Here is a 13,478-nt window from a genome sequence, read left to right on the forward strand (position 1 = left end):
CTCTGCGTGGCTGCATGCGATCGCCCCGCGCCGCATGCTGCGACTCATCCCCACCACCGGCGACTACGCCGGGCTACGTCGTTCGTGGAAGTCCGACGTCGTCGCCGGTGTCACGGTCGGCGTTGTCGCACTCCCGCTTGCCCTTGCCTTCGGTATCAGTTCGGGCGTCGGAGCGGCCGCCGGCCTGATCACCGCTGTCGTTGCAGGCCTCGTCGCCGCGATCTTCGGGGGGTCTCACGTGCAGGTCTCCGGCCCAACGGGTGCGATGGCCGTGATCCTCGCGCCGATCGTTGCGGCGCACGGGATCTCGTCGATCGCATTGGTGACGGTGATGGCTGGACTCATCGTGCTGATCGCGGGGGCCGTCGGTCTCGGGCGGGCTGTCACGTTCATTCCGTGGCCGGTGATCGAGGGGTTCACACTCGGCATCGCCGTGATCATCTTCTTGCAGCAGGTTCCCGCCGCGTTCGGCGCCGACGCACCGAAAGGCGAACGCACGCTCCCGGCAGCCATTCACGTTGTCACACATGCCGACTGGAGCGTCGCGCTCCAAACCCTCGGCATCGTCGCCGTGATCGCTGTGCTGATGGTCGGGTTGCCGCGCATCCATCGGAGCATTCCCGAGTCGTTGACCGCCGTCATCCTAGTGACCGTGATCGTCGGGTTCATGCACCTGGGGGTGCGGCGAATCGGCGAACTCCCCTCACATCTGCCTGCACCCGCGCTACCCCACCTCGACGTCTCGACCATGAAATCCCTTGCGGGAGCTGCTGTTGCCATCGCAGCACTCGCGGCGATCGAGTCGCTGCTGTCAGCGCGGGTCGCCGCAACGATGTCGCCGACCGGCCCATACGATCCCGACCGCGAACTCACCGGCCAGGGACTCGCGTCCGTGGCGTCGGGGATGTTCGGCGGCATGCCCGCCACCGGGGCGATCGCGCGGACCGCGGTCAACGTACGTTCGGGAGCACGCACACGTGTGTCGGCCATCGTGCACTCCGTGTTCCTCCTCGGAGTGGTGTACCTGGCAACGGGCCCCGTCTCACAGATCCCGCTGGCTGCGCTGTCGGGTGTGCTCATGGTGACGTGCTTTCGGATGATCTCGTCGTCGACGGTCCGAAAGATCATGCGTTCCACACGATCCGACGCGCTGATCTTCGCGATGACGGCAGTCATCACCGTGTGCTTCGACCTCATCGAGGCGGTACAGATCGGCATTGTCGTCGCAGCGTTCTTCGCACTGCGGCAGGTCGCGAAGCGGTCGAGCGTGACGCGCGAAGAGCTACCGGGACCAGCACAACCGGGCGATGAGGCCATCGCACTGCTCCGACTCGACGGAGCGATGTTCTTCGGTGCGGCAGAACGCATCTCGACGGCCATCTCGTCCGGCGCCCACTCCGACGCCACGGTACGGGTGGTGATCATCCGGATGTCGCATCTCGGGATGCTCGACGCGACAGGGGCCCACACGCTCGCAGAGATCGTCTCCGACCTCGAGGGTCGCGGAATCACCGTCATCATCAAGGGCGTGCAGGACGACCATCTCAAGCTACTCGAAGGCGTCGGGGTGATCGACGAACTCCGTCACGAGAATCATCTGATGACCAACCTCGACGACGCGATCACCCATGCCCGCGAACATGTCGCGAACGATCGGGTCTCTCCTGCGGGCTAGCCACCTGTGATGGGTGGCACGAACACGCACGGCACCGGACGCGGATGTGCGGGGTCGAGCGCGTTGAGGACGTGCGCGACCGCTCGACGGTCGGACACGATCGACAGATGGTCGGCGAAGTCGAGGTCGCACCCGTCCTGTAACTCGATGTTGCGTACCGACGTCCCGGGACCGCCCGGCAGAATTCCCACCCAGTAGGGCGTGACGATGTCGTCGAATCTGGTGACGATGTTCGTGTAGCGCACTCCGGGAAGGTAGGGAGTCGGCTGCCGAACGGCGTGGTTGAAGTCCAGATCGCGGGGCGGCGCAACGCAGTCGGGGCAGTTCGGGCGTTTCGGTGTCGGAACACCGAGCGCGCGTCGGAACTCGGCCACCGCCTCACCGCGAGCATCGTCGTCGTCGGGTCCCTGGCGCCAGTACGGCGCGAGTGAGATGTAGTGCGCCACATGGCCGCGTCCGCCGAGGTACTTCATCCAATAGGTGGGGATCTCGGTACCGAGTGAATGCCCGACGACGTCGACCTGGTCGCTGTGCGTCGCAGCCATGACCTTCGACATGAACGACGCGAGTTGCCATGCGCTGTCTTCTTTCGGGCCGAGGCCACCGAGCGCCGATGCGGGCCATTGCGTCGACAGGGCTCCGTATGTCATGGCGAAGACGCAGTAGCCCTCGGTGGCCAACACGGGTGCGAGCGTCGCCCAATTCGTCTGCTGTCCACCACCACTGCCGTGTACGAGGACGACGGGTCGGGGATGGCGCGGCGTCGGACGGCACGAGAAGTCGTTGGTGCCCGGCAGTGAGCCACCCGGGTGCGCGAGCTCTGCCCGTGCGCCGTCGAGAAAGTTGTAGGTGACAGGGGGCCGGGGCGCGGCGTCGGCCGATGCCGGGCCGAGCACGAGTGCGAGCACGGCTGTCAACGTCACCGTGATGGTCGGCCACACTGAGCGAATTCTGTTCTGCTGCATCAGGTCACCTCGAGGTCGAGATCGGTGTCGACAGTGGGCTGAGCGTCGAGGGGTACGAGATCCATGCGTACTCCGAGCAGTCGCACGGGGCGGTCGGCGTCGAAGCGGTCGAGGAGGTCGAGAACGACCGGCGTGAGTTCTGCGATGTCGAGGGTGGGTGCGGCGAGTTTGCGCGACTTGGTCCTGGTGTAGAAGGTCGACGTCCGCACGGTGACCGCGATCCGGAACGGTACGCGGTCTTCGTCGATCACCTGGTCGAGCAGTTCTCGTGTCAATTGTCGCGCCGCAGAGTGTTTCTCGGCCACCGATGTCAGATCGGCCGGGAAGGTCCGCGACTTGGAGTGCGAGCGCGCCTCCCACGGTTCTGCGGTGATCGTCGAGTCGCCATGGCCCCGGCACAGCACGTAGAGCCAATTGCCCTGGTGCGGACCGAATGTGGAGATGAGGTCGTCGCGCGGCGTCGCGATCAAGTCGTCGACGGTGTCGATGTCGTTGGCGCTGAGCTTCTGCGCGGTTTTGGGTCCGACACTCCATAGATCCCTGGTGGGACGCTGCCCCATCAGTTCGATCCAGTTGCGGTCGTCGAGCAGAAAGACCTTGTCGGGCAACGGTTGCACCGGCAGGAAGGTCGAGACGCCTGCGGGGTCTCGCGGAGGCAGACGGTCGGGCTTCTTCGCGAACTCGGTGGCCATCTTCGCCCGCTGTTTGTTGTCGCTGATCCCCACAGAAGAGTCGAGGCCGGTTGCGCCGAGAACCGCGGTGCGCATGCGGGTAGCGATCTCGGTGACCGCGGCGTCGTCGACGCCCTCTCTTTCGACGCCCTCTCTTTCGATGCCCTCTCTTTCGACGCCCACGTATGCCTCGTCCCAGCCCCACACTTCGACCGGATACCCGAGTCCGCGGATCGTGTCCATGACCTCCGCCGACGCGGCGTCGTATGCCTGCGTGTCGAGGGGAATGAACACGGCGTCGGGTAGCTTGCGGTGCGCGGTGCGCAGGGGCATGCCCGCGCGGACGCCGTGCGCGCGAGCCTCGTACGACGCACATGTCACGACCTTGCGCGGTTCCGACGGGTCGCCGTTACCACCGACGATGAGCGCGACATCGGCGAGCTCGGGACTCCGCAGACGCTCGACCGAGACCTGGAACTGGTCGAGATCGAAGTGCAGGAGCCACCGGAAGCGTTGCGGCCGGTCGGTGCTCACACGTCAAAGCCTACGGTCGCGCTGCGCACCGCGCCGCGAAACGTTCGCTGCTGGTCAGCCCAAGCCGGCGACGCGGACAGCGTTGCCGCCCAGCCCGACGTGCTGGCAACTGGTGCGCAGGGCGTGGGCGTTGTAGCGGACGATCGCGAGGTCGGTGGCACCGTCGTCCTCGGACGTCGGCGATGCCGGAGCCGGGACGGCGAAGAACGCGCTCGCCTTGCTGACGTACACGGCGAACAGGTCGCGGTCGCGTGCTGTGAAGGTGGGCAGGGCGTGGGCCATGACCCGCCCGAGCACAGCGCGGTCGCGGTGCAGTGGCGGCGGCACGAGGTTGAGGTTGCGGGAGGCCGTCGCACAGTTCGTCGGGTCGGTGAGTGCATGCACCGCAACAAAGAGGAAGGCCAGCCGCACCATGTCGACCTTCGCGACGTCGTTGCTGTCCCGGTAGTCGTCGACGATGCTCTGCAATGCCCGAACCGGCAGCACCACGGGAGCATTGTTGAGTTGGTCTGCGGCACTCTCGTCGTCGCCGATCGAATCGATGAGCATGCCGATCAGCACGTCGACCGCGGTCTCGTGCCGATCGACCGCCTGACGCAACGCTGCCGACGTCTCGTTGATCAGTCCGAAGCGTTCCGGCTCAGCGAGCAGAACGTCGAGTCCGGGTATGACGATGAGCTTTTCGACCTCGATCGCCTCGATCAACACCGCAGGCCGCAGGAAGGCGCGCGCGCGTTGCTGTCGTCGCGCACCTCGCCCCTGCCGCTGCGCTTCGGACGAGCGCGAACCCCTCGAACGCACCTGTCCTGTATGTGTGGACACTCCGATATCCGTAGCCGTCTCGGTCATGAACCCGCCCCCTTCGTCGACACTCGATCGGATGACAGATCAGCATGAAAAAGGGGCCACCACCGCCGAGCAGAGCGCACGCTTTAGCGAACACCGTCGTGGTGAAAGTGACCCCAAAAGCATCGCTACCAGCCGGTAGCTTACTGACCCGTAGGTAACGGTAGAACACGGCCGTAGGTCATGTCCACATCCCGACGTGACTGTCGACACATTCGTCCAAGCGTCTCACAGAGGGCCTTCGACCTGCGCAGATGCGAGGACTAAATAATTGCTGAACCAAACTTCATATTGAAATCAACGGATGATGTGCCGCGCCCGAGACGCCTCGCGTTACGACAACAAATCCGAGCGTCTGTCGTCCAGGTAGGTGAATCGCTCGCGCGCGTCGTCGAGCACTTTTCGCTCGACGTCGACGACCAGCAGTTCTGGTTCGCGCTCGGCACGCGCGAGCACCCGACCGTCCGGGCCAATGCCCTCGCTGAGGCCACCGTATGCGAGGTCGCCCTCGACGCCGCAGTAGTTCGCGTATGCCACATAGACGGTGTTCTCCAGCGCGCGGGCCGGGAGCAGCACCGTCTGGACGGCGTCGAACTCGGGCATGTTCGCGGTGGGAACGCAGATCACCTCGGCGCCACGGACCGCGAGGTCGCGCACCAGTTCTGGGAACTCGACCTCGTAGCAGATGAGCAGACCGAGACTCCAGCCGCCGATGTCGATCACCGGGGGCGGGGCGATACCCGCGGTCACGGCGTCGCGGTCGACGTCGCCGAACAGATGCGTCTTCCGGTGCGAGGCAAGGGAAATGCCGTTCGCGTCGACGAGTCTCACGGTGTTGTAGACGGCCGAGTCGTCGAGTTCTGCGCATCCGTACAGGATCGCGATCCGGGTGCGACGCGCGACGTCACCGACGGCGTTGCCGAGCCTGCCGTCGACGGGGTCGGCGAGGCGTCGCGCGGTGCTCGGCGCGATGTTGTAGCCGGTCAGGTACATCTCGGGCGTGATCAACAGGTCGGCGTCGAGTGCAGCGGCCTCCGTGGCAGCTTGCTCAAGTCGGTCGAGATTGCCCTCGACGTCGTCGGCGACAGAGTGGCACTGCCACAACGCAATTCGTAGTCGATCGGTGGTCATCCAAGTCTCTTTCTGCGATGGGACGCACTTCTGTGGCGGGACGGCGGTCACGGCCCTATGTCGATGGGTCCGAGTTCTGCGAACAGATCACCCGGCCCGGGATTGGACGGGTGCGAGGCGCCGCCGAAATGAGTGATCACTCCCCAGACCGCGTTGAGGCCTGTCTGCACCGCGCCCTCGACCCATGCGGGCGTGAACGAGACGTCGTCGCCCGCGATGAAGATGCCCCGCTCGGCGTCGGGCAGATTCTCTTGACCGTGAAAGTGGTTGTACATCCGGGTGTTATAGCGATAGTGGCCGGGCAGTGCGCCCTTGAACGCGCCGAGGAAGTTGGGGTCGTCCTCCCACGAGACGGTGATCGGGCGGCCGACGATGTGCGACGCGATGTCGAGGTCGGGGTAGATCTTCTTCAGTGCCGCAAGCGAGAGTTCGACGCGGCGGTCGACCGGATGCGGCAGCACTTTCAGTGCGTCGCTCATCCACGTGTACGAGAGGCAGATGACGCCGGGACGGTCGGGGCCGTTGTCGAACAGGTAGGTGCCGCGGGTGAGGCGATCGGTGAGCGTCATGCTCAAGACGTCACGGCCGGTCGCAGGGTCGGTGTCGGTCCAGAAGGGACGGTCGACCATGACGAACGTCTTCGACGACTGCATGTAGCGGGTGCGGTCGAGCGCCATCCAGAGGTCCTGGCTGAACAACGATTCGTCGCACTCGATCTCGGTCGACAACAGCCATGCCTGGCAGGTGGCGACCACGGCGGAGAACTCCCGCGAGTCGCCCCAGCGGTCGGTGACCTCGATGCGGTCGGGGCCGAGTCGTCGGATCGCGGCAACGCCCGCGCGTGGCGCGCCACTGTGCAGCGACGACAGGCTTGTCCCGACCGGCCAGTGCGCGATGCGATGGGGCGTGGCCGACCAGAGGCGACGCGGAACCTGTTCTGCCCCACCGACAATCAACCGCTGGTCGGTGTCACAGTTCGTCACGACGACGCGCAGGATCTCCAGCATCGAGTTGCCGAAGTCCGAATCCCACCCGCCTGTCCCGAATCCGACCTGCCCGAACAACTCTCGATGCCGAAACGTCGCGTTACCGAACTCTTTCGACGTCGCGAGGAAGTCGTAAAAGCTGCGGTCGTCCCACTCTCGGACGAGTTCGTTCCACATCGATTTGAGCGTGGCGGTGTCGCGAGCGCGGATCGCATCCTGCAGCGCAGAGAATCCCGCGATACGTTCGAGCGCCGAATCCCAGGCGTCGGAGATCTCGCGGTAGATCGGCGGTAGGTCGTCGAGCGTCTCGGCATAGAACGTCTCGCCACCGAGATCGATGACGGTGCTGCCCGCGGCCTCTGTCAACGGGTTGGGAAACGGGCGCGAGCGCAGACCGAGTGCGTCGACATAGTGGAAGAACGCGCTCGACGAGACGGGGAACCGCATGCCGCCGAGCTCGGCGACCTCGGGCTCTCCCGGCACGAACTGCTCGGAGCGCAGCCGGCCGCCGATGCGATCGGGCTCGTACACGACGGGCCGCAGACCGACCCTCATCAACTCGTACGCGGCGACCATGCCCGCCATACCGGCGCCGATGATCGCGACCTCCGCGCCCAGCGCGTCGTCGGGCACGCGACCGAGACCCGCGGGATTGCTGATCCAGTCGTCGTATGCGAACGGGAAGTCGGGGCCGAAGATGGTGACAGGTGCGTCTGGCTGCACGTATCAACCCTATGGTCTGGCGCGCTGACGTGCGGGACTTCTGCCTCGTGCGCACGGTCGGCGTGATGGAGCGCACGGTCGACGGTCTCGAGCGCACAGTCGACAGTGACCCAGGTCATCCAAGATCTGCGGGAACCGCAAGCGGGGCCGAGGCGACTACTCCTCACAGTGCCGTCGGAAAACCGGCGGCAGTGCAGCCATCCCGAGAAGGAAGTCACCGAAGCCGTGGTCAGCCCTCCACCCGTGGATTCCGCGCCAGACAAGCCAGCCGAGTCCGAGACCGTCGAACCCCAGACCGGCGAATCAGAAGCCGTCGAACCAGATCGTGATGCGCGAGGCGCGCGGCCGGCCCCGTCGGCGGCACAGCGGTGGCGTCCGCTCCTGCTGCGCTGGCATTTCTACGCTGGCATCCTGATCGGCCCGTTCCTGCTGGTCGCGGCCGTGACGGGCACGCTGTACGCACTCATCCCGCAGGTCGACCGGGCCGTCTACAGTCATGAGCTCACCGTCGACAATGTCGGCACACAGCGGCTTCCGCTCGGCGATCAGGTCGCTGCGGCGCGTCGAGCTCATCCGGAGGGAAGCATCGCGTCGGTGACGCCTGCACCGAAGGCCGACTCGACGACGCGGGTGACACTGAGCGTCGACGACCTGCCGTCTGACCGAACACGCACCGTCTTCGTCGATCCGTACACCGGTGATGTGCGCGGATCGCTGACCACGATGGGCGAATGGCTGCCCGTACGCACGTGGTTCGACGACCTGCACCGCAACCTGCACCTGGGTGTCGTCGGCCGCAATTACAGCGAGATCGCCGCGAGCTGGCTCTGGGTGACGGCGCTGGGTGGGCTGGTCCTCTGGATCGGCTATCGACGACGGACCCACAAGCTCAACCGTGTGCTCACCCCTGACCGCGATGCCCCGAAGCGTCGTCGAACATTGACCTGGCACGGGGCCGTCGGCACGTGGATCATCATCGGACTCGTCGCGCTGTCGGCGTCGGGGCTGAGTTGGTCGCGGTATGCGGGTGCGAGCATTTCTGAGTTGCGCACCGAACTGTCGTGGACGACGCCCGCGGTCTCGACGTCGCCCGCGTCGTCGAGCGAAGGTCATCACCACGGGGGTGATGCGACAGCCGAAGCCCCGCCGACGATCACGCCGTCGGACTTCACCGCCGTCGACAACACCGCCACGCAAGCGGGTCTGCGCGCACCGATGGTCATCACGCCGCCGTCCGCGGAGGGCGCGGCGTGGTCGGTGAACGAGAACAACCGCGGATTCCCCACCCGGTACGACGCGATCGCGGTGGACCCCAAGACATTTGCTGTCGCCGATCGGGTGAACTTCGCGCAGTGGCCGTTCATGGCGAAAATGACCGACTGGGCCATCAGCGCACATATGGGCCTTTTCGGCATCATCAATCAGATCATCCTGGTGCTCTTGGGAATCGGACTGATCAGCGTGATCGTCCGCGGCTACCTGATGTGGTGGCGGCGGCGTCCCACGAGAGGTGGACTGCCCAAAGCGCCGGGGCGAGGGTCGCTGAGTTCGCTCCTGCCCGGTGAGGCGGTTGCGCTCATCGTCGTGGTCGCAGTACTCGGGTGGTTTGCGCCGTGGTTCGGAATTCCGTTGGCGCTGTTCGTGATCGTCGACGCCGTGTGGGGCATCGTTGCTTCGCGCCGCGGTTCGGGGACCCCTCCGCACGGAAGCGAGCACGGCCCCTCCGATGAGCAACCGGCTACGGCAGCAACCGAGAGTGCCCGATGATCGACAATCTCGCACTCCGCTGGGTCGTCACGATCCTGTTCGCGATCTCCGCGGCGTTGACCGTGTACGCAATGGTGCGCCAACCGCTTCGCTGGCCCGCCTACGTCGGACACGTGCTGCACCTGATCATGGCCGTCGCGATGATCGTGATGGCGTGGCCGTTCTCGATGAGCTGGCCGACCACAGGCCCGACGGTCTTCTTCATCGTCGCTGCCATCTGGTTTCTGGCGACTCTCGCATTCCCGAGTTCTGTTCTCGCCGAACCGGAATGCGGGTGTGGCGATGTGTGCACCTGCGGGGCGAACTGTGGTTGCGTCCCCGCGACCGACTCGGTGTTCGGACGATCTGTCGCCGTCTACCACGCGGTCATGATGGGCGCGATGGCGTGGATGTACGCCGTGATGAACGGCAGCCTGCTCCCTGGGAGTACCTCGGCAAGTGCTTCGGGCGCAGTCGAATACACGTCGGCGCTCGGCGAGCTCGTGCTCGCCCACGACCACGGTTCCGGCGGCATGGACATGCCGGGAATGGACATGACCGGCACCAGCCAACCGGCGTACATCACTCCCATCAATTGGATTCTCACGATCGGTTTCGCCATCGCCGCCGTGGTGTGGTTGTACCGCTATCTCGATCGACGACGCCGCGCGGGCACGACGTCGGATGTACTCGCCTTCGCGGGCGACATCTCGCAGATCTGCATGGCCGCGGGGATGTCGATCATGTTCGGCGTGATGCTCTGAGCGTTGGGGGACGCGGCGTCGTAAAGGGTTCTGCGGGAACGTCGTTGGCTGGTGTGCGATCGTCTCGACCCGCTCGCGGCACCAGCATCACACCCACGAGACAGGCGATCACGAAGCAGCACAGCGTGATCGGCGGCCATGCGGACACCTCGACGGTGTCGGTCTGGACGTCGACTGCCCCGCCGAAGACCGACGAATACACCGCCGCATCCATGAGGAACCACACCACCGCCGCGATGCCGACCGCCGACACCCCGATCACGGCGTACCCGGCGCGAGCGTGCCGATAGCCCGGGCTGACTGCCCACAGCGCCAGCGCGACGAGGAGGCAGGCTGCCACCAGCGCGATGGCTCCGCCAAGACTCACGACGCCGCGCGCGGCAAGCTCTTCGGGTGCTCCCGAACGTGTGACGGCCTGGTCGGTCAGATCGGTCGACGCCGGAATGACCGACCCCTGCGCCCGAACCCACGTCATCGTCGTGGCAACGCCTCCCACCGTTGCCACGACGAGCAGCACGACCGACCAGCGGCGTCCGCTTGGTGGGGTTGGGGACGAGGTCACGGTGTCGGCTGCGCGGGGACGGCCGGAGCCTGACCGCCCGTGCCGTCACTCCCCTGGTTGCCGTCGCTCTGGTTGCTGTTTCCCTGAGTACTGCTGCCCTGGCTTCCGGAGCCCGCGTCGCTCTGCGTGAGATTCGGGGTGCCGCTGCCCGACGAGCCGTCCTGTGCCGCGCCTGCGATCCCGGCGACGTCGGTGATCAGCCACTTGCTGTCACGGTCGAGCGTGATGGTGTAGGGGGTGACGGTGTTGAGTCCCTTCGGATTCTGTGTGCTCGTCATGTGCGTGGAGACGAAGACCTGCACGATGAACTGTCGATCAGCCCTGATGTCAACGGTTTTCGCTGCTATCAGCTTCGCGGTCTGCACCCACTGGACCTCTTGGATGAGTGGTGTCAGCGTGTTCACCGCGACGTCGAAGCGCGAATTGAGTTCCGGCGCAGTGCCATTCTTGAGTGCTGCCGACCACGGTTGCAGGTTGTTGAAGTCGAATGTCGCCGCGCCGACCGCGTACCTACCGGCGACGGTCTCGGCTGTCTGTTTGTCGGCGGTCAGTTGGCGCTCGGCGGCGAGGTCGTCGGATCGCTGCACGAGGAGGTAGGCGAGCACGCCGACCGCGACTAGCGCGGCGACGCACAGCATGCTGACCGCCGCGACAACCGGGGGGCGACGCACCGTCAGGTACTCGGTCAACTGAGCTCGCGCGGATGGCTTTTCGACAGGAGACTCTTCGGGAGAAGGCTTTGCGGCGGGAGTCTTCTCGGCAGCAGCCTTCCCTGCGGAGGGCTTCTCGGCAGTAGCTTTCTCGGCGGGCGTAGCGGTGGTGTCATTCGCGCCCTCGTCGTTCTCCGGCTCGGCGTCGTTGGTCGTGGTGTGCAGGTCGGTTGTCATGGGCTGACTCCTTGTCGGCTCGGGCTGTCATCTCGGCGGGGTCACGGTTAGTTGCAGGCTGTCGCCGGGCAGGACCTTCATTGCCTGCTCCAGCAGCGTCGCGATGTTGATCTGGGCCAGCACCGAACCCGACTGCCGTGCGGCGGGGAGCAGTGTGTCGGCGATGCTGCCCAATGGGGGTGCGATGGTGTTCACGAACTCAGCGGACCGATTCAATGACGGTTTCCAGCGATCTCGGATCTTCTTTCCGCCGTCGGTGGAGACCGCGAATGGCTTGACCGCGGTCACGACGTCGCGGACGCTGGTGCCCGCGTACACGAGTTGGGGAGCAGTCGGACGCAGCGACGGGCCGATCCAGGCGCCGTCCTGCAGCATCGTCGTCGAGTTTCCGATGATCTTCTCGATGGCCGGCTGTGAGTAGATCATCGTCGCCGCGAGTACCTGCGCGGCTGGTGTGAGGCGTTCGACGTCGGACTCGGTTCCGGCGAGTGCTGCCGCGAGAGTGTCGACGAGATCGTTGACGAGTGTCGGGTCGACCTGATCGAGCAGCGTCTGTGTCGAGCCGAGGAGTTCCGGTACCGATGCCGGGACGTCGACCACGGTTGCGGTCAGGGTCTGACCACTACGAATCGTTTGGGCCGCATCGTCTTTCGGGGGGATGAGGAAGAGTCCCGACTCCCCGATCATCGATTGGTTCTCGATGACGAGTTTGCTGTTCGACGGTATCTGATGCGTGGCGTCGTAGGAGATCTCGATGTCGATGTCGTTGCCGCCGGTGTAGGTCACCGACGACACACTCCCGATCGACACTCCGCGGAGCAGGACAGCCGAACCGGCGTGCAGGCCATTGGATTTGGGTGCGGTGATGGTGACCGTCGTCTGGTCGGAGATGACCCGCATCTTCAGTACGCCCACCGAGAGGTAGGCGACCGCGAGGATGAGCACCGCAATGGTCGCCATGATGGAGAACATGTAGCGCGCCTTCATCGGACCGCTCCGATCATGCGCAACACCGCCGTCACCGACCGAGTTGCTTCCCGACGATCCCCACCCACGGTGATCTTGTCGACGGAGACCCCACCGTTCTTGGCGAACGGGAGGAGCTTTGTCTGCGTCACGTCGACGACCTTGCCGATGTTGCCGTTGAATTCGGTCGAGGACGCGGAGTAGCTGCGCAGCAGGGGCGTGATCTTCTCCAGGAACGGGTTGAGCTCGGCGAGCCTCGGCGTGAGCCAGCTCAGACCGATCGCGAGAGCGCTGGAACCCGCGACGAGTTTGAATCCCTCACTGATCGCGTCCATGACAGATCCCAGGGTGAACTGGCCCTGCGGACCCATCGACATCGCGAGAAGAGCTGGGTCAGAAGCTATCTGGCGGCTGGTTTCATCGAGTGTGTCGATCATCGAGTTCAGCTCGTCGGTGCCGCGTGCGAGATCCTGGATATCGTGGGCGCCGACGCGTGATGCTGCGGGGAGGTCGCCGTTCTCGATGTCGACGGACTCGTTGACCTTGCGGATCGAATCCTGCACTCGCATCACCGAACCGCCCGCCATGAAGTCGGCGAGATTGGTGATGATGTCTTCGATCTGGGGGCCGGGGTCTGTGTCGTGTAGACCGATGACGTCGCCGTCGTGCAGGAGGGGCGCGCTCGAGGATGCGGGCGGTATCAACGCGACGTAGATGTCGCCGAGCATCGTCGACTGTCGCAGTTCGGCTTTCGAGCCGCGCAACACCTGGGCTTGTGGCGTGATGCCGAGGGTCAGCCGCGCGGCGTTGGGGACGAGCTCGATGGATTCAAGCGTCCCGATCTGGGTGCCGCGTGAGAGCACCCGCGCACCCAGCGGGAGGTTGACGACCGAGGAGAAGTCGACGTAGAGCGTCGTCGAATTCGACGACGACGAGGTCAGTCTCGGCAACAGATTCGCGGGATTGGTCCCACGTCCGACCGCGACGACGACAACTGCTGCCACCACGGCCAGTACACACAG

12 protein-coding genes are annotated in these 13,478 nt (G+C 65.3%); 3 read left to right on the forward strand and 9 right to left on the reverse strand.

From position 1 onward, the window contains the following. The first annotated feature begins 34 nt into the window (after positions 1–34). On the forward strand, positions 35–1,675 hold the full coding sequence (locus tag RND64_RS17310) for a SulP family inorganic anion transporter (protein WP_049698715.1): 1,641 nt from the start codon (positions 35–37) through the stop codon (positions 1,673–1,675). On the opposite strand, the gene RND64_RS17315 is transcribed toward RND64_RS17310, so the two are convergent. From RND64_RS17315 to RND64_RS17335, 5 genes are all read right to left on the reverse strand, one after another. Beyond that, on the reverse strand, positions 1,672–2,640 hold the full coding sequence (locus tag RND64_RS17315; protein WP_049698714.1) for an esterase/lipase family protein: 969 nt from the start codon (positions 2,638–2,640) through the stop codon (positions 1,672–1,674). The two genes, RND64_RS17310 and RND64_RS17315, sit on opposite strands and share 4 nt — an antisense overlap. Then, on the reverse strand, positions 2,640–3,845 hold the full coding sequence (locus RND64_RS17320; protein ID WP_331436171.1) for a DNA polymerase IV: 1,206 nt from the start codon (positions 3,843–3,845) through the stop codon (positions 2,640–2,642). Before RND64_RS17320 ends, RND64_RS17315 begins: the two co-directional genes overlap by 1 nt. A 54-nt stretch (positions 3,846–3,899) precedes the next feature. Continuing rightward, positions 3,900–4,667 (reverse strand): hypothetical protein, encoded by a 768-nt coding sequence (locus RND64_RS17325; protein WP_235434338.1) that lies wholly within the window; start codon positions 4,665–4,667, stop codon positions 3,900–3,902. Positions 4,668–5,024: 357 nt separating this feature from the next. Beyond that, positions 5,025–5,822: a carbon-nitrogen hydrolase family protein gene (locus tag RND64_RS17330; RefSeq protein WP_049699015.1), complete on the reverse strand. Its 798-nt coding sequence runs from the start codon at positions 5,820–5,822 to the stop codon at positions 5,025–5,027. Positions 5,823–5,869: 47 nt separating this feature from the next. Continuing rightward, a complete protein-coding gene (locus RND64_RS17335) occupies positions 5,870–7,531 on the reverse strand; it encodes a flavin monoamine oxidase family protein (protein ID WP_049698711.1) in 1,662 nt (553 codons plus the stop codon). Between the two features lie 243 nt (positions 7,532–7,774). Here RND64_RS17335 and RND64_RS17340 point away from each other — a divergent pair, with 243 nt between their 5' ends. Then, a complete protein-coding gene (locus RND64_RS17340) occupies positions 7,775–9,298 on the forward strand; it encodes a PepSY-associated TM helix domain-containing protein (protein ID WP_049698710.1) in 1,524 nt (507 codons plus the stop codon). Then, entirely contained in the window at positions 9,295–10,041 is a 747-nt protein-coding gene (locus tag RND64_RS17345; protein WP_049698709.1) for a DUF5134 domain-containing protein, read from the forward strand. Before RND64_RS17340 ends, RND64_RS17345 begins: the two co-directional genes overlap by 4 nt. Here the strand turns inward: RND64_RS17345 and RND64_RS17350 are convergent. From RND64_RS17350 to RND64_RS17365, 4 genes are read right to left on the reverse strand one after another with little or no spacing between them, the layout of a single operon-like run. Then, the gene (locus RND64_RS17350; protein WP_152930049.1) at positions 10,019–10,603 is read right to left on the reverse strand and encodes a hypothetical protein; all 585 of its coding nucleotides are present in this window, start codon (positions 10,601–10,603) and stop codon (positions 10,019–10,021) included. The two genes, RND64_RS17345 and RND64_RS17350, sit on opposite strands and share 23 nt — an antisense overlap. Then, the gene (locus RND64_RS17355; protein WP_049698708.1) at positions 10,600–11,490 is read right to left on the reverse strand and encodes a hypothetical protein; all 891 of its coding nucleotides are present in this window, start codon (positions 11,488–11,490) and stop codon (positions 10,600–10,602) included. The genes RND64_RS17350 and RND64_RS17355 overlap by 4 nt, the downstream gene beginning before the upstream one ends. A gap of 27 nt (positions 11,491–11,517) precedes the next feature. Continuing rightward, positions 11,518–12,477 carry an MlaD family protein gene (locus RND64_RS17360; RefSeq protein WP_049698707.1) on the reverse strand — a complete coding sequence of 320 codons (960 nt, stop codon included), beginning with the start codon at positions 12,475–12,477 and terminating at the stop codon, positions 11,518–11,520. Beyond that, positions 12,474–13,460 carry an MlaD family protein gene (locus tag RND64_RS17365; protein WP_235434337.1) on the reverse strand — a complete coding sequence of 329 codons (987 nt, stop codon included), beginning with the start codon at positions 13,458–13,460 and terminating at the stop codon, positions 12,474–12,476. Before RND64_RS17365 ends, RND64_RS17360 begins: the two co-directional genes overlap by 4 nt. Positions 13,461–13,478 lie beyond the last annotated feature (18 nt).

The sequence above is a fragment of the Gordonia sp. w5E2 genome (genome assembly GCF_036540975.1).
In the GTDB taxonomy this organism is placed as follows: Bacteria; Actinomycetota; Actinomycetes; order Mycobacteriales; family Mycobacteriaceae; genus Gordonia; species Gordonia jacobaea.

Bases quoted from the DNA above. Each gene is read 5' to 3' on its own strand.
- RND64_RS17310 (WP_049698715.1), top strand. From the start codon at position 35: ATGCTGCGACTCATCCCCACCACCGGCGACTACGCCGGGCTACGTCGT.
- RND64_RS17315 (WP_049698714.1), bottom strand. From the start codon at position 2,640: ATGCAGCAGAACAGAATTCGCTCAGTGTGGCCGACCATCACGGTGACG.
- RND64_RS17330 (WP_049699015.1), bottom strand. From the start codon at position 5,822: ATGACCACCGATCGACTACGAATTGCGTTGTGGCAGTGCCACTCTGTC.
- RND64_RS17345 (WP_049698709.1), top strand. From the start codon at position 9,295: ATGATCGACAATCTCGCACTCCGCTGGGTCGTCACGATCCTGTTCGCG.
- RND64_RS17355 (WP_049698708.1), bottom strand. From the start codon at position 11,490: ATGACAACCGACCTGCACACCACGACCAACGACGCCGAGCCGGAGAAC.
- RND64_RS17360 (WP_049698707.1), bottom strand. From the start codon at position 12,477: ATGAAGGCGCGCTACATGTTCTCCATCATGGCGACCATTGCGGTGCTC.